The organism is Paraburkholderia sp. BR14312, assembly GCF_040948675.1.
GTDB classification, from domain to species: domain Bacteria; phylum Pseudomonadota; class Gammaproteobacteria; order Burkholderiales; family Burkholderiaceae; genus Paraburkholderia; species Paraburkholderia nodosa_A.
In genome coordinates this window covers 1-470 of record NZ_JBFPKI010000076.1, presented here as the reverse complement: position 1 = coordinate 470, position 470 = coordinate 1, and the positions used below count along the sequence as shown (strand labels likewise).

Sequence of the window (470 nt, the reverse complement as noted above, 5' to 3'; positions counted from 1 at the left end):
GTCGCCTTGCAGGTTCGTGATGTCGGTCGTGTTCTGTGTCACGCGGCCATCGAGGTTCGTGATCGCACCACCTACGTTGTTGTAGGTGTTTCCGCCCACGTTATACGTCGGGTTCGAGATCGAGCCATCGCTGTTCACCGTCGAGCCGCCGCCGAACGAATTCGCCGTCGAGCTGGCCAGGTTGTACAGCTGGGAGCCGTTCACCGCGTCGAAGCTCGTCGCCGAGACTGCGCCCGCCGCCACGTTGTGCAAGGCCACCGGCGTGGTCGCGTCCGCGCCGCCCAGCGTGACCGAGTCGTGCGTCGACGTGTCATACATCACCGCATCGGCGAGCTGGCCATTAATGTTCGTGATGTCGCCTTGCAGGTTCGTGATGTCGGTCGTGTTCTGTGTCACGCGGGCATCCAGGTTCGTAATCGCCCCACCTACGCTGTTGTAGGTGTCTCCACCCACGTTATACGTCGGGTTCG

1 pseudogene is annotated in these 470 nt (G+C 62.1%); it reads right to left on the bottom strand.

From position 1 onward, the window contains the following. Window positions 1–470 (bottom strand): annotated as a pseudogene (locus AB3X98_RS42070) (adhesin); the annotation flags it as partial.